Below are 24346 nucleotides of genomic sequence, written 5' to 3'. Positions count from 1 at the left end.
TCTGGACAGAAAATGGAGGCGCAGGATGCCAGAAACCGCTGATCGTCAGAAGTGTAAAAAATATTTATGGAGGCCCTGCGAAAACCGCTGGGCCTGCCGATATCTTTCATAGGCCCACCCAACAATGACAACAAGTGGTGACCAAGGTCAGAGCAGCGTGTTGACGCCAGCTGATCATTCCGCTGCAGGGATGCGCGCAGACACTCCTTCTTGAGAATACCTCTATGTCTCTTCGTCATCTGAATATTGCCCCTCGAGCGTCTCTCGGTTTCGCATTCATTGCGTTGTTGGTGGTTGTATTGGGAGTGTTTGCAGTCAACCGCATGACGCTGATCCGTCAGGCGTCGGTGGATATGAGCAGCAACCAACTGCCCAGCGTGGCCTACTTGGGCAGCCTCACGGAAAACGTGTTGCGCATGCGTATCTTGTCGTTCCGCGTGTTGGTCAACCGTGAACCGGCTGCGTTGCAAGAGGCGCAAACGCGCATCGCCGTACTGATCGACAAGGTCAGAGCCGCCCAGGCCGGTTACTCAGCGTTACCTTCCGTGCCTGAGGAAGCGGCCCTGTACAAGACGTTTGTCGGCACCTTGGACAACTACCTGACGGCCCAGGCCGAGATGCTGGCGCTGTCCCAGCAAAACAAGGTCGATGAGATGCGCGCCTTGATCAATACCCGGATCAAGAACGGCACCGATCAGATGGGCGAGCAGTTGAACAAGCTGATCGCCCTCAACTCCGCTGGCGCCAAGCAGGCCAACGAGCAGGCCGGACGCAGCTATGACAGCGCGATCAGTGGGATCGTCGTGGTGGCCGTGGCCGCCGCCTTGCTCACGGTGTTGCTGGCCTGGTTGCTGACCCGCAGCATCGTCACGCCGCTGCGCAAAGCCGTGGAAGTGGCGCAAACCATTGCCGGCGGCGACCTGAGCAAAGTCATTGAAGACGATGGCAAGGATGAACCGGCGCGTTTGATCAGTGCGTTGTCGGCCATGCAAACCAACTTGCGCCAGACCATCCAGCACATCGCCGGTTCGGCCACGCAATTGGCCTCGGCGGCGGAAGAGTTGAGCGCCGTCACCGAAGAAGCCTCCAAAGGCTTGCAGCAACAAAACAACGAAATCGACCAGGCCGCCACGGCCGTCAATGAGATGACCGCTGCCGTGGAAGAGGTGGCGCGGAACGCCGTGTCCACCTCCGAAGCCTCCACGCAGTCCAACCAGGCGGCACGGGAAGGCCGCGACCGGGTGGTTGAGACCGTCGGCGCGATCCAGACCATGACCCAGGATGTGCAAAACACCTCGCTGCTGATCGAAGGTCTGGCCACTCAGGGGCGCGACATCGGCAAGGTCCTCGACGTGATCCGGGCGATTGCCGAGCAGACCAACCTGCTGGCGCTCAACGCGGCGATCGAAGCCGCCCGCGCCGGTGAAGCCGGACGCGGCTTCGCGGTGGTGGCCGACGAGGTGCGGGCCCTGGCCCATCGCACCGCGCAGTCGACCCAGGAAATCGAGAAAATGGTCGCCGGTATCCAGAACGGCACCGGTGAAGCCGTGCAATCCATGCAACAGAGCAACCAGCGCACCCATAACACCCTGGAAATGGCCCGCGCGGCCGGCGTGGCACTGGAGCAGATCACCCAGTCGATCAGCCTGATCAACGAGCGCAACCTGGTGATCGCCAGCGCCTCGGAAGAACAGGCCCAGGTGTCCCGTGAAGTAGACCGAAACCTGGTCAACATCCGCGACCTGGCGACCCAGTCGGCGGCGGGCGCCAACCAGACCAGCGCGGCCAGCCATGAGCTGTCGCGCCTGGCGGTGGATTTGAATGCGATGGTGGCCAGGTTCGTTATCTGAGCCACTTTGCAGTGCAATCCCAATGTGGGAGGGGGCTTGCCCCCGATAGCAATGGGTCAGTCAACTCATCTACTGACTGATCCAGCGCCATCGGGAGCAAGCTCCCTCCCACATTTGCTCTATGTTGTGTCAGAAGCTATTGCATCCAGGCGCTTGGATTCACCAGGTTTTTCGGCTTCTGACCGGCGAGCGCCGCGAGCAGATTATCCACCGCGCACTCGGCCATCGCTTCCCGCGTCTCATGGGTCGCCGAGCCGATATGCGGCGTGGCCACCACATTGTTCAAGCGCAGCAACGGCGAGTCGTGGGGCAGCGGCTCGCGCTCGAACACATCCAGCCCCGCCGCGCGAATCGTGCGCTGCTGCAAGGCCTCGACCAGCGCGGCTTCATCCACCACCTTGCCGCGGGAGATATTGATAAAGATCGTCTCCGGGCCCATCAGGGCGAATTCTTGCGCGCCGATCAACCGCTCGGTTTCGGCGGTGAGCGGCAGTGTCAGGCAGACGAAGTCTGCTTGTTGCAGCAAGTCGTTCAGGCGACGGTACTGCGCGCCGAACCGTTCTTCCACCTGTGGCTTGGGCGAGTGACTGTGGTAGAGCACCGGCATACCGAAGCCGAAATGCCCGCGCTGGGCCAGCGCTTCACCAATGCGGCCCATGCCGATGATGCCCAGGGTCTTGCCATGCACGTCGCTGCCGAAATGCGCCGGGCCGATGTTCTTGTGCCACTGGCCGGCACGCACCATATCGGCCAGTTCGACCACCCGGCGTGCGGTGGCGAGGATCAGCGCGAAGCCGGTGTCGGCGGTGGTTTCGGTCAGCACATCGGGCGTGTTGCTGAGCAGGATGCCGCGCCGGGTCAGGTACTCGATGTCGTAGTTGTCGACGCCGACTGACACGCTGGCCACCGCCTCCAGTTGCGGTGCCAGGTCCAGCAACGCGGCGTCCAGGCGCAGGCTCGCGCCCAGCAACCCATGGGCGCCGGGGAGGGCGTCGCGCAGTTTGGCCAGGCCGGGCGGGTCGAGCGCGTCGATCAGCGTGACCTCGGCGTGCTCATGCAGCCGGGCCATCAGCGGCGCGGAGAGTTTTTTGTACAGAACGACAGACTTTTTCATCAGGTCTTCACCTTTAATTCGAGGGACTGCAACGGCGCGCGCTCGCGGTCGCTGGCGCCGGGCTTGAGGAACATCGTCAGCACCACCGAGACCATCAACGCGCCGCTCATCAGCAGGTAAGAGGCGCCGGGGGAACCGGTGCTGCTATTGAGGTAACCCACCAGGTACGAACCGCCGAACGAACCGAGCGCGCCCATGCTGTTGATCAACGCCATGGCGCCGCCGGCGACGTTGGCCGGTAGGATCTCCGGGACAATCGCGAAAAACGGTCCATAGGGCGCATACATGCACGCGCCGGCAATCACCAGCAGGGTGTAGGACCACCAGAAATGTTCGGCGCCGAGCACGTAGGACGCATAGAAAGCGATAGAGGCGATCAACAACGGCGGCCACACAAACCGTTTACGTTTTTGCAGCTTGTCCGAACCCCACGACACCACCAGCATGCCGATCACCGCCGCGAGGTACGGCAGCGCCGACAACCAGCCGGCCTCGACCATGTCCATCTGCAAACCGGCCTTGAGGATCGACGGCAGCCACAGCACAAAGCCGTACACGCCGATGCTCCAGCAGAAGAACTGCAGCGCGAGGATGATCACCTTGGGCGAGCGAAACGCTTCGGCGTAGTTCTTCACCGCTTTGATCCCCACCTGTTCGGCGGCGAGGGCGGTTTCCAACTGGTGCTTTTCGCTGTCGCTCAGCCACCGGGCATCCTTGGGCCGCTCATCGGCCAGGCGCCACCAGATAAACGCCCACAGCACCGCCGGCAGGCCTTCGACGATGAACATCCAACGCCAGCTGAAATGCTGCACCAGGTAGCCGGACACCACCGACATCCACAGCATGGTCACCGGGTTGCCGAGGATCAGGAACGTATTGGCCCGCGAGCGTTCGGCACGGGTGAACCAGTGGCACAGGTACACCAGCATCGCCGGCATCACCGCCGCTTCGACCACGCCGAGCATGAAGCGAATGGCGATCAGCATGTAGGCGTTGGACACCACGCCGGTCAGGGTGGCCAGGCCGCCCCAGAGGATCAGGCTGACGAAAATCAACTTCTTCACGCTACGCTTTTGCGCGTAGATCGCGCCCGGCACCTGGAAGAAAAAGTAACCTAGGAAGAACAGTGCGCCGAGCAGGGACGACATGCCCGGCGTGATCATCAGGTCTTCAGCCATGCCGCTGGCGGCGGCGAAACCGTAGTTGGCGCGGTCCAGGTACGCCAGGCTGTAGGTGATAAAGACGGTGGGCATGATGTACCACCAACGGCGGGTGGCGAGTTTCAAGGTATCCATGGGGTTGCTCCTGAGCTTGTTGTAGTTGTGGCAACAGGGAGTGGGTCAAGCAACGGATCGGGTCGGCAGCTCCGTGCGTGTGGGTAAGCCTTCCATATCGCCGCGGCTCTGCACGGCACGGCTGCCGACCCAGTTGCCGCGGTGTACCGCCTCGGGGAAGCTGAGGTTTTCCAGCAGGGCGCTGATCATGCCGACGGCAAAGCCATCACCGGCGCCGACGGTGTCGACCACTTTGTCCACGCTCACGGCGGCGACAAAGCCTTGGTCCAGTTGGGTGCGGTAATACGCGCCGTCCGGGCCGAGCTTGATGGCCACGGCTTCGGCGCCCTGGTCCAGGTAAAACGCGGCGATGTCCGCCGGGTCGTCGAAACCGGTAAGCAAGCGACCTTCGCTCAACCCCGGCAAGACCCAATCGGCCAAGCCTGCGAGGGCGTTGATCTCGCGGATCATCTGCTGCTGGCTGGGCCACAGCGCCGGGCGCAGGTTCGGGTCGAACGACACGCTGCGCCCGGCCTTGCGCATTTGCGTCATCAGCTCGCGGGACAACTCGCCGGTGGCCTCGGACAAGGCCGGCGGGATGCCGGTGGCGTGCAGGTGGCGCGCCTGCAGCAGCGCCGGGCTGATGGCCGCGATGGATAAGTGGCTGGCCGCCGAGCCCTTGCGGAAGTACTCGACCTGGGGATCATCGCCGGCTTCTTCGCGGGACTTGAGCTGAAAACCGGTGGGGTGCAGCGGGTCGACCGCCACGTGCCGGCAATCCAGGCCTTGTTGCTTGAGTGTGTCGAGCACAAAGCGGCCCAGGGAGTCGTTGCCCACCCGGCTCAGCCAGGCGACGTTGAAGCCCAGGCGCGACAGGCCGATGGCGACATTGCTGTCGGCCCCGGCGATGCGTTTGTGGAAGTGGCCCACCTGGGCCAGGTCGCCGCTCTGTTCGGCGACAAACATCGCCATGGTTTCGCCGAACGACAGGATATCGATCTCAGACATGGGCGTACTCCGCACGGGGTTGGCCAAGCAGGGCGAGGGTGGCGACCTGCCGGGCGGTGACTTCGACCAGGTCATCGCCTTGCAGCGGGAATTCCACCGCCCGGGTAATACCTTGAGTCATGTGGCCCAGCAGTTGTTCCCACAGATGCAGGTCGGTGGCGCCGGGCGGCAGCGCCACCAGCTTGCCGTCCGCACGACGCGCCACGGCCTTGCAGTGCAGGTAGTCGACATGCCGGCCGAGCAGGCGCGCGGCGGTGAGCGCGGACTGGTCCTGCCAGTGCCAGTTACCGATATCGAACGTCATCTTCACCGGCAGGCCAAGGCGCTCGACTTCGCTGAAGAAACGTTGCAGCGGTTCGATGCGGCCGCCATGCAGGGTCTGGTCGTTTTCCACCAGCAACTTGACCGGGTGGCGGTTGAGCAGGGCGTGCAGGCTGTGCAGGTCGTTGGTGTCGGTGAAGTAGCCGAGGGAGACTTTCAGCCAGCGCGCACCAAAGGCCTGGGCGCGATCAAGGGTCGCGGCGAGCTCGGCATTCGGCTGGGCGCGGCCGGCGACCCACAGTTCCAGCGGGGAAGAGAACACGCACTCCAGGCCTTGTTCGGCCGCCGCCCGTGCCAGTTGTGCGGGTTGTTCAATGGTCAGCAGCTCTTCGCGCCACTCGATGCGCCGGGCACCGGCCGCCGCCAGCAGGGCGACAAAACTCAATTGGCCCTGCTGGCGGACGAGGTCGGCGCCGTAGCTGGAAAGGCTGATGGAGACGGGGTATTCATGCATGATTGTGTACCTCTGAAACCGGTTTCATTTTTATGCGCAACCTATTGAATTGACGTCCGCGAGGGCTCGACAGCGGCTACGAGGTGGGTTGGGTGGAACCGCGAACGATCAGTTCGGGCAGGAAATCCAGGGTGCGGGCCGGCGCCGTATCGCCGCGCAGGCGCTTGAGCAGGCAGTCGAAGGCACTCGCGCCAATCGCCTGCGTCGGTTGGGCGAGGGCGGTGATGCCGGTGCCCACCAGCGGGTACCAGTCCAGGTCATCCAGGGCGATCAGGCCGACGTCCGCGAACAGGTCGCACTCCAGCGCCTTGAGCGCGCGGGTGCAGGCGAGGGCGGCGATGCCGTTGGCGCAGAACACGGCTTTGGCGCCGGGCTTGGCCAGGAAGCTGCGCAGGCGCTTTTCCAGCGCGCCGTCCAGTTCCAGCACCGTGCCGCTCAACGCCGGGCGGCGGGCAATCTCGGCGGTGAAACTGTCAAGGCGCTCCAGGCGCGAACTGGTGCCATCGGTGGCCTCGCTGACCAGCACTATCTCGCGGTAGCCCTGTTGCTCAAGGTGTTCCAGCGCCATGCGTACCGCGGCCGGGTTATCCAAACCCACCAGGTCGCTGTGCAACGGTGCGACCTTGCGGTCCACCAGCACCAGGGGCATTTCCCGTTGCAGTTCCAGCAGTTGTTCGAGGTGGTGGCCGAGGGTGTTCACGATCAGCCCTTCGATGTTGTACGAGCGTAGCGCCGCCAGGTGCTGGCGTTCCTGATCGTCATCGCGGTCGGTGTTGCACACCACCAGGCTGTAGCCGTGCTGGCGGCAGGCGGTTTCAACACCGTGCATCACGGCAATGGAATAGGGGTTGCGGATATCGGCCACCAGCATACCGATCAGGCGCGTGCGTCCGCGTTTCAAGCCACGGGCCATCTGGTTGGGGCGATAGCCGAGTTCGGCGATGGCGTGCTCGATGCGCAGGGCGATGGCGTCGGAGAGCAGGGCGCGGTCGTCGCCGATGAAACGCGACACGCTGGCTTTGGACACGCCGGCGCGCTGGGCGACGTCGAGCATGGTCACGCGGCTGCGCTGGGCGGCAGAGAAACTGTTCACGGTCATCGACCTTCTATTTTTATTGGAATGACTGAAACCGGTTTCAGGAAACCACTAAAGTACGAAAGCCGTCAAGAAGTTGTAGGACAAAGCCAGATAGCCGGTGTGTTCAGGCCAGCACACTTAACCAAGCCGCCGCCAACAGCAGCACGGCCATACCGCGGTTGAAACGCTGCATGGCGCTGGTCGAACGCAACACCCGTGCGGACCCGGCACCCAACAGCGCCCAGGTGCCCAGGCAGGGGATCGATATCAGGAAAAACGCCAGGGAGAGGTACACCACCTGGCTTTGGCGCTCCGCACCATTGCCGGTAAAAACGCTGACTACCGCCAGTGCCATCATCCAGCTTTTCGGGTTGATCAATTGCAGGCTGGCGGCGCCGATCGGGCTCAGGGGTTTTTGGCGTGTATCCGCTTCGATGGTCCGGGTGGGGGCGCTGAAAATCTGCCAGGCCAGGTAATTCAGCCAGGCAATGCCGATCCATTGCATGGCGGTTTGTACCTTGGGTAGCTGCACCAAGGACTGGCCAAACCCCGAGCCCACCACCAGCACGAGCAGCGCCGCGCCGGCGCAGGCGCCCAGGATGATTGGCAGCGTGGCCCTGAAACCGAAACGGGCGCTGTTGCTCAGTACCAGGATATTGGTCGGGCCGGGGGTAATTGAGGCGACGAAGGCAAACAGCATGAAAGGCAGCAGTGTGGACAGCATGGTGGACGACTCCGATAGACCCATTGATGGCGTCGATCTTCACAAGCCCGCGTATCACCTGTCTGGAAGGTTTGAGCAGCGCTTGCGGTAGGCCGCCGGCGTCAGGCCATAAGCGCGCACGAACCAGCGGCCCAGGTGGCTCTGGTCGGCAAAGCCCAGGGCGATCGCCACATCGGCCGGTTGTTCACCCTTGGCCAGCAAGTGCCGCGCGCGGGCCAGGCGCAGTTGCACCAGATAAGCATGGGGCGGCAGGCCAAACGCGCTCCTGAACGCACGGGTCAGGCGGAAGCGGTCGACGCCGCAGGCCAGCGCCAGCGCGTCCATGCCCACATCGTGATGCAGGTGGGCATGCAGGTATTCCCGGGCTTTGTGGGCGACCAGCGGCAGGCGTGGGTCGTCACGGTAACGGCTGCGCCAGTGGAGCTGGCCGGTGAGGCGTTCGAGCAACTGGTCCATGGCCCGTTGTCGCACGATGCGCAATTCGCCACTGTGCAGGGTGCGAAAGGCTTGGCTTGTGGCGAGGGCCAGGCGCGGGTCGTTGGTCAAGGTCGCGGCAAAACTCAGCTGGCTGTTGACGGGAGCCTCTTCGAAGACCGCGCTCACTTCCCGCGTCAACCACTGCGGGTCGAGGTAGAGCATGTGGTAGGTAAAGCCGTCGGCCGTGGGCGCATCGCCGTCATGCAACTCGCCGGGTTCCACCAGGAACACCTGGCCGGGCACGCTGTTGTGGCGCGTGCGGCGGCAGTTGAATTGCTGCACGCCTTGTTCGGTCACGCCGATCAGGTAGCTGTCGTGCCAATGGGGATCATAGGCGTGCCCCTCGAAATGCGCGCGCAGGGTCTCGATGCCGGTGTCGGCGTCCTGGGACAGATCGATCCAATTGTGCGCGGCCATCACAACACCGAGGCGGAATAGACGATGTTATCTAGCGCCCATCGAGCCGTGGGCGTCTAGAAGGTTTGTGCAGCGTCAATTGAACAGTCCCGCGGCAATATTGATCGAAAAGCCGAGGATTGCCGTGTTGAACAGAAACCCGATCAGCGATTGTCCCAGTACCACCTTGCGCATGCTGCGGGTGGCAACGCCCACGTCCGACGTTTGCACGGCGACGCCGATGGTGAAGGAAAAGTACAGGAAGTCCCAATAGTTGGGGGTCAACAACCCCTCGGCAAAGCGCAGCGCCGGCTCTTTGCCGGCCCAGGTGTAATAGAGCCGGGCGTAGTGAACGCTGAAGATCACCCCGATCAACAACCATGAGCCGATGACCGTCAGGCCGGTAAAACCGTAGTGCAACAGCCGCTCGGCGGTGCTCAGGTCCTTGCTGCCGACCAGTTCGAAGGTGATGGTGGCCAGGCTGGCGATGGCCGCGATGCACACCGTGAACAGCACCAGGCCGGCGTTCTCATCCTCGATCTCGGCGATGCGTTTGACGTCTTCGGCCTTGGCGCGGATGGTCAGCCACAGCATCAGCACCAGGTAGATCCAGACGCCGGCATTCCAGCCGATCAGGATTTTGCTCACGAGTGTATCGGCGGGTACCAGGATGCCAACGGCAAGGCCCAGGACGGCGGCGCAAGAGAGGCGAGGGTGGGTGCGGGCGAGGAAGGGCATGGGTGCTCACAACAAGGACGGTTGTGAGCACCATAGCGCATTTTTTCGCGGGTTATGGACGCTTGCGCACCAGCTTCATGACGACCACAAAGAACACCGGCACAAACACCACCGCCAGCGTCGCGGTGATCATCCCGCCGATCACCCCCGTACCGATCGCTTGCTGGCTCGCCGAACTGGCGCCGGTGGCAATCGCCAGGGGCACCACGCCGAGGATGAACGCCAGCGAGGTCATGATGATCGGCCGCAAGCGCAGCCGCGCGGCCTTCAAGGTTGCGTCGAGCAAGTCTTCGCCCTGCTCGTACAGGTCCTTGGCGAACTCGATGATCAGGATCGCGTTCTTCGCCGACAGGCCGATGATGGTGATCAGCCCGACCTTGAAGAACACATCGTTGGGCATGCCGCGCAAGGTCACGGCCAACACCGCGCCGAGCACGCCCAGCGGCACCACCAGCAGCACCGACGTCGGGATCGACCAGCTTTCATACAGGGCGGCCAGGCACAGGAACACGATCAGCAGCGACAGGCCCAGCAACAGCGGCGCCTGGGAGCCGGACAGGCGTTCCTGCAACGACAGGCCGGTCCATTCCTGGCCCAGGCCCGCCGGCAGTTGGTTGACCAGGCGCTGGATTTCTTCCATCGCCTCGCCCGTGCTGTGCCCCGGTGCCGCTTCACCGGAAATGGCGATGGCCGGGTAGCCGTTGTAACGGGTCAACTGCGTCGGCCCCTGGGTCCACTTGGCTACGACGAACGCCGACAGCGGCACCATCTCGCCGGCCTTGTTGCGCACGTTGATCTTCAACAGATCCGCGACCTGGCTGCGTTGGTCGCCTTCGGCCTGCACCACCACGCGCTGCATGCGCCCCTGGTTGGGGAAGTCATTGACGTAGGTCGAACCGATGGCCGACGACAGTACATTGCCCACATCGGCGAAGGACACGCCCAGCGCGTTGGCCTGCTTGCGGTCGACCTGCAGCTGCACTTGCGGCGCTTCGGCCAGGGCGCTTTCACGCACGTTGGCCAGGATCGGGCTTTTTCCCGCAGCGTCCAGCAGTTCGGTACGCGCCGCCATCAACGCCGCGTGGCCGACGCCGCCACGGTCCTGCAGGCGGAACTCGAAACCGCTGCTGGTGCCGAGGCCGTCCACCGGTGGAGGCAGGATCGCATAGGCAATCGCGTCCTTCAGTTCGGTGAACGCCATGTTGGCGCGGTCGGCAATCGCGGCGGCCGAGTCGTCGCTGCTGCGTTGCGACCAATCCTTGAGCGTGGTGAACGCCAGCGCCGCGTTCTGCCCGGAGCCGGAGAAACTGAAGCCCATGATCATGGTGGTGTCACCAACCCCGGGCTCTTTGGCGTTGTGCGCTTCGATCTGTTCGGCCACCTGCACCGTGCGGTTCTTGCTCGCGCCCGGCGGCAACTGGATATCGGTGATGGTGTAACCCTGGTCCTCCACCGGCAGGAACGAGGAGGGCAGGCGACTGAACATCAGCCCCAGGCCCACCAGCAGCACCAGGTAGATCAGCAGGTAACGGCCGCTGCGCTTGAGGGCATACGCCACCCAGCCTTCGTAGCGGTCGGTGAGCCGTTCGAAACGCCGGTTGAACCAGCCGAAGAACCCGCCCTTGGTGTGGTGCTCATCCTTGGCGATCGGCTTGAGCAGGGTCGCGCAAAGTGCCGGGGTCAAGGTCAGGGCGAGGAACGCCGAGAACAGGATCGAGGTGGCCATCGACAGCGAAAACTGCTGGTAGATCACCCCCACCGAGCCTGGCATGAATGCCATCGGCAGAAACACCGCCACCAGCACCAACGTAATGCCGATGATGGCCCCGGTGATCTGGCCCATGGCCTTGCGCGTGGCCTCTTTGGGCGACAGGCCCTCGCTGACCATGATCCGCTCGACGTTCTCCACCACCACGATCGCATCGTCCACCAGGATACCGATGGCCAGCACCATGCCGAACATGGTCAGCACGTTGATCGAGAACCCGAGCAACAGCATGGTGGCGAAGGTGCCCATCAACGCAATCGGCACCACCAGGGTCGGGATCAGCGTGTAGCGCACGTTCTGCAGGAACAGGAACATCACCGCGAACACCAGCGCCATCGCTTCGAGCAGGGTGTAGACCACCTTGGTGATCGAGACTTTGACGAACGGCGAGGTGTCATACGGGATCTTGTATTCGACATTGGCCGGGAAGTAGCGCGACAGCTCATCCATCTTCGCCCGCACCATGTTCGCGGTGCTCAGCGCATTGGCGCCCGGCGACAGTTGCACACTGACGGCGGTGGACGGCTTGCCGTTCAGGCGTGTGGAGAACTGGTATTCCTGGCTGCCGACTTCCACTCGCGCCACATCGCCGATACGCACGGTGGAACCGTCAGGGTTGGCCTTGAGCACGATGTCGGCGAACTCGGCCGGCGTGGACAACTGGCCCTTGACCAGGATTGCCGCGGTGATTTCCTGGGTCTTGGTGCCCGGCAAGTCGCCGATGCTGCCGGCGGAAACCTGGGCGTTCTGCGCGCTGATCGCGGCATTCACGTCGGCCGGGGTCAGGTTGAAAGCGATCAGCTTCTGCGGGTCGATCCACACCCGCATGGCCCGCTCGGCGCCATACAGCTGGGCCTTGCCCACCCCGTCGAGGCGCTTGAGCTCGTTCATCACGTTGCGCGCCAGGTAGTCGCTGAGCGCCACGTCATCGAGCTTGCCGTCGCTGGAGGTCAGGGTCACCAGCAGCAGGAAGCCGGCGGAGACTTTCTCCACCTGCAAACCCTGCTGGGTCACCGCCTGGGGCAAGCGCGATTCCACGGCCTTGAGGCGGTTCTGCACATCGACCTGGGCCATCTCCGGGTTGGTGCCCGGCTGGAAAGTCGCGGTGATGGTGGCCGAGCCGAGGCTGCTCTGGGATTCGAAATACAGCAGGTGATCGGCGCCATTGAGCTCTTGCTCGATCAGGCTGACCACGCTTTCATCCAGGGTCTGCGCCGAAGCGCCGGGGTACACCGCGTAGATCTCGACTTTCGGCGGTGCGACGTTGGGGTACTGGGCCACCGGCAACTGCGGGATGGCGAGCGCGCCGGCCAGTAGGATAAACAGGGCGACCACCCAGGCGAAGATCGGGCGGTCAATAAAGAACTGCGGCATGGTCAAAGATCCTTATTGGCCGGAAGCCTGGGCGGGCGGCGGCGTGCTGTCATCCACTTGAACTTTTTCACCGGGACGCACGTGTTGCACACCCTCGACGACGATGCGGTCACCGGCCTTGAGGCCGGCGCTGACGATCCAGCGGTCATCGATCACCGCGCCCAATTCCACCGGTTGCAGGCTCACGGTTTGTTCGGCGTCCAACAACAGCACCATCGGGATGCCGGCGCTGTCACGGGTGATCGCACGTTGCGGCACGCTGATGCCTTGGCGGTCGACCGCCTGCTCCAGGCGCACGCGCACAAAACTGCCGGGCAGCAGGTCGAGGTCCGGGTTGGGGAACTCGCTGCGCACGATGATCTGCCCGGTGCCGGGGTCGACGCTGATCTCGGCGAAGAGCAATTTGCCCGGCAGCGGATACAGGCTGCCGTCGTCCTGGATCAGCGTGGCCTTGGCCTGGTCCTGGCCGACCTGTTTCAGGCTGCCGGCGCGGAAGGCGCGGCGCAGCTCGTTCAACTCACGGGTGGACTGGGTCAGGTCGGCGTGGATCGGGTCCAATTGCTGGATGATCGCCAGCGGCGTGGCCTCGTTCTGGCCGACCAGCGCGCCTTCGGTCACCAGCGCACGCCCGATGCGCCCGGAAATCGGCGCGGTGACGGTGGCGTAGCCCAGGTTCAGTTTGGCCCGTTCGACGGCGGCCTTGTTCGCGGCGACCTCGGCGTTGGTCTGGCGCAGGGCGGCGCGGGCGTTGTCGTAGTCCTGGCCGCTGATGGCGTTGCCTTCGACCAACTGGCTGTAGCGCTGTTCTTGCAGGCGCGCCTGGAACGCATTGGCCTCGGCCTTGCTCAGGTTGGCCTGAGCGCTGTCCAGATCGGCCTTGAACGGGGCTGGGTCGATGCGAAACAGCACGTCGCCCTGTTTCACGTCATGGCCTTCCTTGAACACCCGCTGCATCACCACCCCGGCGACCCGCGCGCGCACTTCGGCAATGCGCGGCGCGGCAATGCGCCCGCTCAGTTCACTGCTGATGGACAGGGGTTTGGCCTCGAGGGTTTCGATGCGGACTGTGGCCAGGGGCGTTGCCGGTGCTTCGGCGGACGACTTGTCACACGCACTCAGGGCGAGTGTCAGGGCCAGCAAGCAAAACGGCGCAAACAGATTCTTCGACATGCTCTTATCCCAATATTGACTGGCGCATCCTAATGCCGTCCGCGCCGCAGTGCTGTGAAGCTGTGTAGGTCGTCTGTGAAGAAATGTAAGGTGCAGCCCACGTTCGGCTGCGGGCGTATATCCTTGCACAACCTTGCAAACACTGAAGATCAAATGTGGCAGGGCGCAAGTCCCCTCCCACGTGGGATTTGTGTAAGACCCATAACCGCATTATTTGGAAACACCATGCCCAACATCCTCCTGGTCGAAGACGACGCCGCGCTCTCCGAACTGATTGCCAGCTACCTGGAGCGCAATGGCTACCACGTCAGCGTGCTCAGCCGGGGTGACCATGTTCGCGAACGCGCGCGGCTCAACCCGCCGGACCTGGTGATCCTAGACCTGATGCTGCCTGGCCTCGACGGCCTGCAAGTGTGCCGTTTGCTGCGCGCCGATTCGGCGGGCCTGCCGATCCTGATGCTGACCGCCCGCGATGACAGCCACGACCAGGTGCTGGGCCTGGAAATGGGCGCCGACGACTACGTCACCAAACCCTGCGAGCCCCGCGTGCTGCTGGCCCGGGTCCGCACGCTGTTGCGCCGCAGCAGCTTGTCCGAACCGCAGGTGGCCAACGACCAGATCGTCATCGGCAACCTGTGCATCGACCTGTCGGAACGCACCGCGACCTGGCGCGAACAGGCGGTGGAGTTGTCCAGCGGCGAATACAACCTGCTGGTGGTGCTGGCGCGGCATGCCGGTGAAGTGCTCAGCCGCGACCAGATCCTGCAACGCCTGCGCGGGATCGAGTTCAACGGCACCGACCGCTCGGTGGACGTGGCCATCTCCAAGCTGCGCCGCAAGTTCGACGACCACGCCGGGGAAGCGCGCAAGATCAAGACGGTGTGGGGCAAAGGCTATCTGTTCAGCCGATCCGAGTGGGAATGCTGAGCCATGTTCCGTGTGCTGCTGCGCCTCTATCTGATCACGATCGTCACCTACAGCGCGGCGATCTTCCTGATTCCCAAGTTGGTGATCCAGGTGTTCGAGCACCGCTACGTGGACTACAACGTCGAACAGTCCCGCGGCCTGCAGAAACTCATCGTCAAGCAATACCAGCGGGCGCCGGTGGAGCACTGGTCCCAGGTCACCGAGCAACTGGGCCGTGACTTCGCGCCGCTCAAGGTCGAACTGCTGCTGCACCAGGACGCCCGTTACACCCCCGAAGAAGAGCAGTTGCTGGCGCAAGGCAAACCGGTGATCCGCCTGGGCGAGTGGGGGTGGATGGCCGAGGTCAGCGCACCGATCAACCCGCAGTTCGCGGTCAAGCTGACGATCCCGCCGGACCCGCTGGACATGAACCTGTTGTACTGGTCGATGAACGTACTGATCGGTGCCGCGCTGCTCGCCTGCCTGCTGGTATGGCTGCGCCCGCACTGGCGCGACCTGGAGCGCCTGAAAAGCACTGCCACGCAGTTGGGCAAGGGGAATTTTGGCGAACGCACGCGCATTCCGCCAAGTTCCAATATTGGCAGCCTGGCGACGGTGTTCGACACCATGGCCGATGACATCGAACACCTGCTGAACCAGCAGCGTGACTTGCTCAACGCGGTCTCCCACGAACTGCGCACCCCCCTGACACGCCTGGATTTCGGCCTGGCCCTGGCGTTGTCCGAAGACCTGCCCCAGGCCAGCCGCGAGCGCCTGCAAAGCCTGGTGGCGCATATCCGTGAGCTGGATGAGCTGGTGCTGGAGTTGCTTTCCTACAGCCGCCTGCAAAACCCTGCGCAGTTACCGGAGCGGGTCGAGGTGGTGCTCGATGAATTTATCGACAGCGTGCTGGGCAGCGTCGACGACGAACTGGAGAACCCTGAGATTGTGATCGACGTGGTGCTCGACTGCAGCGTCGAGCGCTTCAACCTCGACCCGCGCCTGACCGCCCGCGCCCTGCAAAACCTGCTGCGCAATGCCACGCGTTACTGCGACAAACGCATCCAGGTGGGGGTCAAGGTATGTCCCACGGGCTGCGAAATCTGCGTGGACGATGATGGCATCGGTATTCCGCCGGACCAGCGCGAACGCATCTTCGAGCCGTTCTATCGCCTAGACCGCAGCCGCGACCGCTCCACCGGCGGGTTTGGCCTGGGCCTGGCGATCAGTCGGCGCGCCCTCGAAGCCCAGGGCGGCACCCTGACCGCGCAGGCTTCACCGCTCGGCGGTGCGCGGTTTCGTGTGTGGTTGCCGAGTGTGACGGATTAGAAAAACCGGGTGGGAAGGCGCACACTGTGTCCCCGCTTTACCCGAGGAGAGATTGGCAATGACCGGTGTTCACACGTCTGCGCAACAGGGTTTTTCGACCCAGGCCGTCACTTACGCCCAGGGCCGACCGAACTATCCGCGGCAACTCACGGGCTGGCTGGCTGACGTACTGCGCATCGACGCGCAGTCGACGGTGATCGACCTGGGCGCCGGCACCGGCAAGTTCACGCGCCTGCTGAACGCCCTGGCGCCGACGCTGATTGCCGTCGAACCCGTGCAGGCGATGGCTGCGCAATTGGCCAGGTTGTTGCCGGATGTGCGCTTGGTCAACGGCACCGCTGAATCCATCCCCCTGGCGTCCGCCTGCGCCGATGCGCTGGTCTGCGCCCAGTCCTTCCACTGGTTCTCCACCCAGGCCGCGTTGGCCGAAATTCACCGCGTGCTCAAGCCCGACGGGCGTCTGGGGCTGGTGTGGAATGTGCGGGATGAATCGGTGGACTGGGTGGCAGCGATCACCGCGATCATCACGCCTTACGAGGGCGATACGCCGCGCTTTCACAGCGGAAAATGGCGCGAGGCGTTCACCGGCGAGTATTTTTCCGCCCCCGAGATGACCTGTTTTCCCTACAACCACGTCGGCAGTCCGCAGGAAGTGATCATGGATCGCTTCCTCTCCGTCAGCTTTATCGCGGCACTGCCCGCCGCTGAAAAAACCGAGGTCACCGCGCAATTACGCAACCTGATCGCCACTCACCCGGCGTTGAAAGGCCGCGATACGGTGGCCTTTCCCTATCAGACCCAGGCCTACGTTTGCCAGCGACTGACGTAAAAGGCATAAAGTCAGATCATATTGATATAAGTGGTTATAAGAAAAATCGCTATCCTGCGGCCAGAATTTTACAAGGCCGCAGGTAGCTGTGATGGATGTGGGTAACGTTGGTTTCGTAGTTGCAGGCCTGATCGTTGGTTTTATCGTCGGCATGACCGGTGTCGGCGGGGGCTCCTTGATGACCCCGATCCTGCTGTGGTTCGGCATTAACCCGGCCACCGCCGTGGGCACCGACTTGTTGTACGCCGCCATCACCAAGTCCGGTGGGGTGCTGGTGCATGGCAAAAACAAGAACATCGACTGGACCATCACCGGCTGGCTCACCTTGGGCAGCGTGCCCGCGGTGCTGCTGACCCTGTGGTTCCTCGCCAGCCTGCACACCGACCCCAGCGCGATGAACGCCGTGATCAAACAGGCGCTCGGCGTGGTGTTGCTGCTGACCGCCCTGGCGATTCTGTTCAAGCATCGCCTGTTGGCCTTCGCCCAGCGCCATGCCGGCGACGATTACCACATGCACCCGCGCAACCTGAACGCGCTGACGGTGGTCACGGGGGCGGTCCTCGGCGCCATGGTGGCACTGACCTCGATCGGCGCCGGAGCCCTCGGCACCGTCGCGTTGTTTATCCTTTACCCGTTCCTCGCCACGCGGCGCCTGGTCGGCACCGAGATCGCCCACGCCGTACCCCTGACGCTGGTAGCGGGCCTGGGCCACGCCGGCATGGGCAATATGGATTGGCACCTGCTGGGCTTTTTGCTGATGGGGTCGCTGCCGGGTATCTACATCGGTAGCCACATGGCCGGTAAAGTCCCGGACGGCGTGCTGCGCCCGTGCCTGGCGATCATGTTGATGACCATCGGTTATAAGCTGGCTTTCTAAGGTACGCGGTCGCGTATTGCCGCTGGCGTGCGAGCTGCAAGCCGAGGCCTCGATCAAGCCGGTGGCTTGAACAGCACCACCGCCGCGCGCAGTTTGTTGTTGCCGAACCGGCACATGCGCTCGAACTCCGCGTGGCTGACCGGCAGGTGCTGGCAGTCCAGGGGCTGGCGGTGCTGGCTGTGGTCCACATCCGGGTCGTGCAGGTAGACAAAGTCGTCGTCGCAGTCGGTGACCATCACCCAATGCGGCGACTTGGAGCGGGTCAGCCGATAGCTGCTGATCAGCACCAACGGCTGCCCGCCGTCGCGCAGTACCTTGGGCAGATCCAGCGCGCCGCCGAGTACCTGTTCGACCGTGCTGCCGGCCAACTCTTCCTCGAAGGCGTCATGCACTAAACGCATGACGTCCTTTTTATGCTGATCGCGCACGCCGTCGAGAAACAACGGCCCGCGTACATTCACCTGCATCCGCACACGAAAGCCCCGACGCCAGGCGGCCAGCGCCAGGCCTTGAGGGCTGCAACCGCCATGGCCGGCGGTCATGAACACGGTGGTCGCTTCACGCCAGATTTGCAGTTCTTCGCGGCGTGTGGCGACGCGCTCCGGCACCAACGCGCCCATGGCCATCAGCAGGCAGGCGGCGCCACAGGTGAAGTCGGTGGTTTGCGGGTAATACGGCACACGCTCCACGCGCGCGTCCTGGTGCTGGACGATGCGTTTCTCCAGGCGCAGGGCCGGGGCGTGGTCTTCGTAGTAATCGTTGATCAGCGCAAAGCGCCGGTAGCCGTTGCGTTCATACAGGGCGAGGGCGCCGGGGTTGTCGCTGCGCACTTCGAGGCGCAGGTACGCACAGTCATGCTCCACCGCGCAGGCCTCGATGCGACTCAGCAACTGCTTGCCCAGGCCGAGGCCGCGCGCGTGTTCGGCGATGGCAATCGAGTACAGCCGCGCCAGGGAGGTGCCGCGATGGAACAACACCAGCGCATACCCGAGCAATTGACCGTCCTGTTCGGCCACCAGCAACTCGCCATGGGCGCGGCTGATCATCCAGTGAAAACTGCGCGGCGACAGTCGATCGGTGGTGAAACAGTGCTGTTCCAGTGCCACCAATGTCGGCACATCGCTGGGGCTTGCAACGCGAAAGAAAAGAGCCATATGACCGCCGTAAAAGTTACGTAACGAAACGGGACTTCTCTAAAAGATCGTGCTTAATAGAAAAGGTCGAGTTCTCTAAAGCGGATCAAATATTATGTCGGCGGTACAAAGTCATTGGCGTGAAGTATCCGAGCAAACAGTCGCGGCGACAATAACTTCCAAAGGTTATTTTTCTGCTCCGCCCAGAGGCACGAGCCAAGTGGTGATCATTGTCGAACGCAAGGAAGACTGGGCCTCCTACTTCCCCAGCGAAGACATCGTCACGGCCCAGGAATATCTCGAACAAACCCGCGAAAGCGAGACCGGCAAGCGTGTGCAGGTGATCAACCTGTGTCGCGGCTACAAGTACCTGGGGCACGGTTACTACTGCTCACTGTTGGCCGAGGCTCGCGGGCACAAGGTGATTCCATCGGTGCGGACCATCAGTGAGCTGACCAAGAAGTCACTGTACGGGCTGGCCCTGGACGACCTGGATAAAACCCTCGATAAAGCCTTGAGTCATCATCTTTACAGCAATACCGAAGGCTTTACGCTGACACTTTATTTTGGCCGAACCAATATAGAGCCGTTGCAGGAGTTGGCGCGCCAACTGTTTGAAGCGTTCCCGTGTCCGATCTTATTAGTTGAATTCAAAAAGAATAACGGCTGGCATATCGAAGGGGTCAAGTCCGGCGTATTGCACAAGCTACGTGATGACCAGGAAGATCAATTCGCCCACGCCCTCGACAACTTCAGCCGCAAGATCTGGCGTCAGCCGCGCTCGCGCCGATTGGCCCGCTATGACCTGGCGATCCTGCATGATCCCCAGGAGCAATTGCCGCCGTCCAACGCCAGGGCCCTGGAAAATTTCATCAGGGTCGGCAAGGGTTTGGGTATCGATGTGGAGCTGATCGAGCGCAAGGACTACGCGCGCCTGGCCGAATACGACGCCTTGTTGATCCGCGAGACCACCAGCGTCGACAACCATACCTACCGTTTCGCCAAGAAAGCCGAAAGCGAAGGCCTGGTGGTGATGGACGACCCCGCGTCGATCCTGCGCTGTACCAACAAGGTCTACCTCACCGACCTGCTCAACAGCCATCAACTGGGCATGCCGGCCACCGAGATTCTCTACAAGGAACGACCGGAAGACTTCGAACGGGTCGGCGAACGCCTCGGCTTCCCCCTGGTGCTGAAAATCCCCGACGGCTGTTTCTCCCGCGGGGTGATCAAGGTCGAAAGCCAGGAAGCGTTGCTCAAGGCCACCGCCGAACTGTTCGAGCATTCGGTGTTGCTGCTGGCCCAGGAGTTTTTCTACACCGAGTACGACTGGCGTATCGGCGTACTCAACCGCAAACCGATCTTTGCCTGCCAATACTTCATGTCCAAGGGCCATTGGCAGATCTACAACCACAAGGCCATCGGCCAGGACATCAACGGCGAATGCCGCACCCTGGCGGTCCACGAAGCCCCCAAGGCCGTGGTGGAGTTGGCCGTGAAGACTGCCAATCTGATCGGCGACGGCCTTTACGGCGTGGACCTCAAGCAATCGGGGGACAAGGTGGTGGTGATCGAGGTCAACGACAACCCCAACCTGGATGCCGGTATCGAAGATGCTTACTTGCAGGACGACCTGTATGGCCTGGTGCTGGAGGAATTCGTCCGACGCCTGGAGTTGAAGCGTCAAGGCCAGGTCTGGTGAGTCGCGATGATCCAGCGCTTTGAATTGATCGATGGAAAGTTGCGCAGCGGGGGCAGTGACGAGGCCCCGATCATGTTGTTCAGCAACCCTGACCATGCCGAGCGCAACTGGCTGCTTGAGCACCACAAACTGGACGAGCATGCCCTGGCCTCGGCGCTCGACCCGGATGAAGTCTCACGCATCGAATTTCACCCAGATAACCTGTTTCTGATCTGGAAGCGCCCGGAGAACTACTCCGGCGGTGGCAACCTGGTGTTTGAGGTGTCGTCCTGCGGCCTGCTGTTTTCACCCGGCCGGCTGTTGGTGATCGCCACCGATGAAACCCCGCTGTCCGGGCTCGGCGCCCGCCGTCCGTTGCACACGCCGCTGGATGTGCTGCTCGATCTGCTGCTCAACAACATCCACCACTACCTCGGCCACCTCAAGGTGATCAAGCTGGTCGCGCGGGAGTTGCAGCAACAGTTCAACGCGTCCATGAGCAACCATCATCTGATGCAGATGTTCAACCTCAGCGAAAGCCTGATCTATTACATCAACGCGCTGCACAGCAATGGCGCCGTGCTGTCGCGGCTGCGCAACCACGGCGAGAAGGAGCATTTCAGCGCCGAGATTCTCGGCCTGATCGACGACCTGATCATCGAGAATCACCAGTGCTACAAACAGGCGGAGATTTATTCCAACGTGTTCTCCGGGCTGATCGACGCGCGCGGCAACCTGATGAACAACAGCATGAACAACCTGTTGCGCAAGCTGACGTTGATCAATGTGGTGTTTCTGCCGCTCAACCTGATCGCCAGCATTGGCGGCATGTCGGAGTTCAGCATGATGACGGCGGGTACGCCGTGGTGGGTGTCGTACCCGCTGTTTTTATTGGCGATGGGCTTGGGCGCGGGGTTGATGGTGCTGGGGCTCAAGCGGATGGCAGGCGGCGCGAATGGGAGGTGACCCCCCATCCCTGGGGGGGGGCGGCTCAGGACGTGGCTTGCAGGGTCAGCACCTCGAACCCGTCCGCCGTCACCGCCACGGTGTGTTCCCACTGGGCCGACAGGCTGTTGTCCTTGGTCACCACCGTCCAGCCGTCCTTCAGGCTGCGCACCTTGGCGCTGCCCTGGTTCAGCATTGGCTCGATGGTAAACACCATGCCTTCGCGCAGCTCCAGCCCGGTGCCGGGGCGGCCGAAGTGCAGGATCTGGGGGTCTTCATGCATCTGCCGGCCGATGCCGTGGCCGCAGTATTCGCGTACCACGCTGTAACCATTGGCCTGCGCATGGTGCTGGATCGCATGGCCGATGTCGCCCAGGCGGGCGCCGGGCTTGACCTGGCGGATACCGGCCCACATCGCCTCGAAGGTCATCTCCACCAGGCGGCGTGCCTTCGGCGAGACGGTACCGATCATGTACATCTTGCTGGAGTCGGCGATAAAGCCGCCTTTTTCCAGGGTGATGTCGATGTTGACGATGTCGCCGTCCTTGAGGACTTGCGTGGCGCTGGGCATGCCGTGGCACACCACTTCGTTGACCGAGGTGTTGATGGAGAAGGGGTAGTCGTATTGCCCGAGGCTCGCCGGGCGGGCTTTGAGCTCGTGGCGGATGAAGGCTTCGACGGCGCTGTCCAGCTCCAGGGTGGAGCGTCCGGCGGCGACAAAACCGTCGAGCATGCTGAACACCTGGGCCAGCAGGCGCCCGGATTCGCGCATCACGGCGAGTTGTGCGGCGGTTTTGATCATCAGCTGCGCCCCCGGATCAGGTCCGGCTTGTCCAGCAACAGCTTGTTGATCAGCTCGTTGTAGGGCAAATGCGGGTTGAGTTCGGCGAGCAGGCCGATCTTGATCCAGAACTCGGCCTGGGCGTTGATGGAACGGTCCATGGCCGCACTGGCCAGGCGTAGTTGTTCGTGCAGTTGGTCGGTGATCTTGACGATGCCCATGTGCTTCACTGTGTCAGATGAATATACGGATCGTATACGTTTCGTATGTCCATCGTAAAGCCCCGTCAACGAAATGGCCCCTTGCCATTGACTTGACCGGCCACCGCCGGGTAATTTCGTGACATGACATTTCAAACCCTGCGTTGCCAGCCAATTATTATTACCGCCATTCCTCATTTGGCGGGATAGCGCTCGGCTGCACCCAAACCCGCCCTAGAGGCGGGTTTTGTTTTTCCGTCTCCAGGTGCCCTTACCCAAGCCAGGAGACTCCCATGAGCACTTGCCCCGTCCCATCTACCGCTGTCTCGGGACTGCTTGAGCACTACGTCAAAAAGATCCTCGCCGCGCCGGTCTACGATTTGGCCGTGCGAACCCCCTTGCAGGTCGCCCCGGCGCTGTCGCTGTTGCTCGACAACCAGGTGTTGCTCAAGCGCGAAGATCTGCAACCGACCTTTTCCTTCAAGATCCGTGGCGCCTACAACAAGCTGATGCAACTCAGCGCCGAGCAGAAGGCCTGCGGCGTGATCACCGCATCGGCCGGCAACCATGCGCAAGGCGTAGCGCTGGCGGCGCGGGAATTGGGGATCAAGGCCACGATCGTCATGCCGTGCAGCACGCCGGAGTTGAAGGTGCTGGGTGTGCGCTCGCGAGGGGCGCAAGCGGTGCTGCACGGTGAGAGCTTTCCGTTTGCCCTGGCCCACGCGTTGCAACTGGCCGAAGCCTGCGGTTGTACGTTTGTCTCGCCGTTCGACGATCCGGACGTGATCGCTGGCCAAGGCACGGTGGGCATGGAAATCCTGCGCCAGCAGCAGGGCGCGCTGGACGCGATCTTCGTGCCGGTGGGCGGTGGCGGCCTGATCGGCGGGATCGCCGCCTACGTCAAATACTTGCGGCCCGAGGTACGCATCGTCGGCGTCGAAGCCGAAGGCTCGAGTTGCCTGTTGGCAGCCTTGCGCGCCGGTGAACGCGTGGTGCTGCCCAGTGTGGACGGGTTTGCCGATGGCACGGCAGTGGCGCAGATCGGCGCCTATGGCTTTGAGATCTGCCGGGATTGGGTGGATGACGTCATCACGGTCAGCAACGATGAACTGTGCAGTGCCATCAAGCTGATCTACGACGATACGCGTTCCATCGTCGAGCCGTCCGGCGCCTTGGCCGTGGCGGGCATTCGCCGCTATGTGGGGCAACACCGCGTGCGCGGGCAGACGCTGGTGGCGGTCAACTCAGGGGCCAATATCAACTTTGATAGTTTGCGACATGTTGCTGAAAGAGCCGCAGCACACAGTGCCAGTTAACGCAAAGCCCAGGGTTAAACGTTTAATCGAAGCTGTTCGGCGATGATGTTCGTCGAGTGAATTTGAGTTGAACAAAGTTATACAAGACTGGGTACTGCTTATGAGGAAAGGTTACAACGAGAACGGATTTTGCCGAGTAGGCTTATTGATTGTAAACGTCTTCCAGGGTTGGCAGGACGTGGCGGGTAAGTGCCTGCAAGACTTATAGCAATCGATTGGCCGTCTCAAGAAAGGAGAGGTTGACCATGCTTTCGGAATTAGAACTTCGCAGTATCATTGAAGGAAGTTTCCTGCCTAAACGGTGTGAATGCACCAAAGCTGAAGATGCCTCGTTGACGATCAAGGTCTATGACGATCGCGACCGTGACCGGGTGGATCTGGAAGTCAAAGGCATCAATGCTGACAAACTCGACAGCAGTCGAGCCATTTGCAACCTGATCACCGGGTTGCGCGAAGACCTCAAGCAATCGCAGGGGCCTGCACTGCAAAGAGCAGCAGGGCGCGGCCACTACTAGATAGCGAGCGTTGCTTTCACCGATCTGCGGGCCTGGTAAATACCAGGCCCGATGCTGTTGCTACCCGTCAATCCGTGCTGAACGCCGC

At 62.5% G+C, this 24346-nt stretch carries 22 protein-coding genes; 9 read left to right on the top strand and 13 right to left on the bottom strand.

Annotated elements, in window-relative coordinates:
- Positions 1–224: 224 nt before the first annotated feature.
- Positions 225–1850: a methyl-accepting chemotaxis protein gene (locus MOQ67_RS18135; RefSeq protein ID WP_026140205.1), complete on the top strand. Its 1626-nt coding sequence runs from the start codon at positions 225–227 to the stop codon at positions 1848–1850.
- Positions 1851–1986: 136 nt separating this feature from the next.
- Here the strand turns inward: MOQ67_RS18135 and MOQ67_RS18130 are convergent, their stop codons facing one another.
- From MOQ67_RS18130 to MOQ67_RS18085, 10 genes are all read right to left on the bottom strand, one after another.
- Complete coding sequence (locus tag MOQ67_RS18130) at positions 1987–2964, bottom strand: NAD(P)-dependent oxidoreductase (protein WP_177031482.1); 978 nt, start codon at positions 2962–2964, stop codon at positions 1987–1989.
- On the bottom strand, positions 2964–4259 hold the full coding sequence (locus MOQ67_RS18125; protein ID WP_198717863.1) for an MFS transporter: 1296 nt from the start codon (positions 4257–4259) through the stop codon (positions 2964–2966). The genes MOQ67_RS18130 and MOQ67_RS18125 overlap by 1 nt, the downstream gene beginning before the upstream one ends.
- 45 nt (positions 4260–4304) lie before the next feature.
- The gene (locus tag MOQ67_RS18120; RefSeq protein WP_198717864.1) at positions 4305–5246 is read right to left on the bottom strand and encodes a sugar kinase; all 942 of its coding nucleotides are present in this window, start codon (positions 5244–5246) and stop codon (positions 4305–4307) included.
- Complete coding sequence (locus MOQ67_RS18115; RefSeq protein WP_017848408.1) at positions 5239–6021, bottom strand: sugar phosphate isomerase/epimerase family protein; 783 nt, start codon at positions 6019–6021, stop codon at positions 5239–5241. The genes MOQ67_RS18120 and MOQ67_RS18115 overlap by 8 nt, the downstream gene beginning before the upstream one ends.
- Positions 6022–6097: 76 nt before the next feature.
- Positions 6098–7114, bottom strand: a complete 1017-nt coding sequence (locus MOQ67_RS18110; RefSeq protein WP_307847576.1) for a LacI family DNA-binding transcriptional regulator — start codon at positions 7112–7114, stop codon at positions 6098–6100.
- Between the two features lie 109 nt (positions 7115–7223).
- A complete protein-coding gene (locus MOQ67_RS18105; RefSeq protein ID WP_104903056.1) occupies positions 7224–7823 on the bottom strand; it encodes a LysE family translocator in 600 nt (199 codons plus the stop codon).
- Between the two features lie 54 nt (positions 7824–7877).
- Positions 7878–8717 (bottom strand): AraC family transcriptional regulator, encoded by an 840-nt coding sequence (locus MOQ67_RS18100; RefSeq protein ID WP_017848411.1) that lies wholly within the window; start codon positions 8715–8717, stop codon positions 7878–7880.
- Positions 8718–8792: 75 nt separating this feature from the next.
- Positions 8793–9434, bottom strand: a complete 642-nt coding sequence (locus MOQ67_RS18095) for a DUF1345 domain-containing protein (protein WP_017848412.1) — start codon at positions 9432–9434, stop codon at positions 8793–8795.
- Positions 9435–9486: 52 nt separating this feature from the next.
- Positions 9487–12576: an efflux RND transporter permease subunit gene (locus MOQ67_RS18090; protein ID WP_102618169.1), complete on the bottom strand. Its 3090-nt coding sequence runs from the start codon at positions 12574–12576 to the stop codon at positions 9487–9489.
- A gap of 12 nt (positions 12577–12588) precedes the next feature.
- Positions 12589–13746: an efflux RND transporter periplasmic adaptor subunit gene (locus tag MOQ67_RS18085; protein ID WP_046483679.1), complete on the bottom strand. Its 1158-nt coding sequence runs from the start codon at positions 13744–13746 to the stop codon at positions 12589–12591.
- A gap of 225 nt (positions 13747–13971) precedes the next feature.
- Between MOQ67_RS18085 and MOQ67_RS18080 the strand changes: the two genes are divergently transcribed.
- The 4 genes from MOQ67_RS18080 (at position 13972) to MOQ67_RS18065 (ending at position 17687) form a co-directional block, all read left to right on the top strand.
- Positions 13972–14673, top strand: a complete 702-nt coding sequence (locus tag MOQ67_RS18080; RefSeq protein WP_017848415.1) for a response regulator transcription factor — start codon at positions 13972–13974, stop codon at positions 14671–14673.
- A 3-nt stretch (positions 14674–14676) separates the two neighbouring features.
- Positions 14677–15981: an ATP-binding protein gene (locus MOQ67_RS18075; RefSeq protein WP_017848416.1), complete on the top strand. Its 1305-nt coding sequence runs from the start codon at positions 14677–14679 to the stop codon at positions 15979–15981.
- 58 nt (positions 15982–16039) lie between these two features.
- Positions 16040–16810, top strand: a complete 771-nt coding sequence (locus tag MOQ67_RS18070) for a class I SAM-dependent methyltransferase (protein WP_102618168.1) — start codon at positions 16040–16042, stop codon at positions 16808–16810.
- 91 nt (positions 16811–16901) lie between these two features.
- The gene (locus MOQ67_RS18065) at positions 16902–17687 is read left to right on the top strand and encodes a sulfite exporter TauE/SafE family protein (protein ID WP_017848418.1); all 786 of its coding nucleotides are present in this window, start codon (positions 16902–16904) and stop codon (positions 17685–17687) included.
- A gap of 53 nt (positions 17688–17740) precedes the next feature.
- On the opposite strand, the gene MOQ67_RS18060 is transcribed toward MOQ67_RS18065, so the two are convergent.
- Positions 17741–18841: a GNAT family N-acetyltransferase/peptidase C39 family protein gene (locus MOQ67_RS18060; protein ID WP_126586462.1), complete on the bottom strand. Its 1101-nt coding sequence runs from the start codon at positions 18839–18841 to the stop codon at positions 17741–17743.
- 94 nt (positions 18842–18935) lie between these two features.
- Here MOQ67_RS18060 and MOQ67_RS18055 point away from each other — a divergent pair, with 94 nt between their 5' ends.
- Positions 18936–20522 (top strand): RimK family protein, encoded by a 1587-nt coding sequence (locus MOQ67_RS18055; protein WP_226926321.1) that lies wholly within the window; start codon positions 18936–18938, stop codon positions 20520–20522.
- 6 nt (positions 20523–20528) lie between these two features.
- On the top strand, positions 20529–21467 hold the full coding sequence (locus tag MOQ67_RS18050) for a magnesium transporter CorA family protein (RefSeq protein ID WP_198717866.1): 939 nt from the start codon (positions 20529–20531) through the stop codon (positions 21465–21467).
- 25 nt (positions 21468–21492) lie between these two features.
- Here MOQ67_RS18050 and map read toward each other — a convergent pair whose 3' ends face one another.
- On the bottom strand, positions 21493–22248 hold the full coding sequence (map, locus tag MOQ67_RS18045) for a type I methionyl aminopeptidase (RefSeq protein ID WP_046383187.1): 756 nt from the start codon (positions 22246–22248) through the stop codon (positions 21493–21495).
- Positions 22248–22448, bottom strand: coding sequence for a ParD-like family protein (locus tag MOQ67_RS18040; RefSeq protein ID WP_003190946.1), 201 nt, complete (start codon positions 22446–22448; stop codon positions 22248–22250). The genes map and MOQ67_RS18040 overlap by 1 nt, the downstream gene beginning before the upstream one ends.
- Before the next feature lie 272 nt (positions 22449–22720).
- Between MOQ67_RS18040 and ilvA the strand changes: the two genes are divergently transcribed.
- Complete coding sequence (ilvA, locus tag MOQ67_RS18035) at positions 22721–23743, top strand: threonine ammonia-lyase, biosynthetic (protein ID WP_198717867.1); 1023 nt, start codon at positions 22721–22723, stop codon at positions 23741–23743.
- A gap of 245 nt (positions 23744–23988) precedes the next feature.
- A complete protein-coding gene (locus MOQ67_RS18030; protein WP_017848424.1) occupies positions 23989–24258 on the top strand; it encodes a DUF1652 domain-containing protein in 270 nt (89 codons plus the stop codon).
- Positions 24259–24346: the final 88 nt, after the last annotated feature.

This window comes from Pseudomonas sp. LY-1 (assembly GCF_053502595.1).
This window is presented reverse-complemented; position numbering and strand designations above follow the sequence as displayed.